Annotated in this window: 1 pseudogene; it reads left to right on the top strand. The window is 32.9% G+C overall.

Features of this window, described 5'->3' with window-relative positions:
* Window positions 1-343: pseudogene (locus N7603_RS08965) on the top strand (RNA-guided endonuclease TnpB family protein); the annotation flags it as partial.

A 343-nucleotide genomic window follows, 5' to 3' on the forward strand; every position in this document is an offset into this window, starting at 1 on the left:
CTTTATAATGTTAGACAACATTTCATCCAAACCCAAAAATACTTACCCTATAACGAAAACTATAAGCTACTAAAAGATAGTGAGCATTATCGTTACTTAAGTACTACTCAAGCTCAAATGGTTATTCGTAAAGTCGATGAAGCGATGAAAGGATTCTTTGGATCTTTAAAGTCTAAAGTGAAACAAACCGTCAGACTGCCTAGATATCTGAAAAAGGATACTTATTATCCTCTATATGACCGAATGGTCTATAAACCATCCAATGAAGTCTATACACTCCCTAGAAGTCACTTCATCAAGAAAGTATCCAAAGAGATTGAATTAGTTTCAAAACAAATTCATA

Source organism: Paracholeplasma vituli (assembly GCF_025446935.1).
GTDB lineage: Bacteria > Bacillota_I > Bacilli_A > Acholeplasmatales > UBA5453 > Paracholeplasma > Paracholeplasma vituli.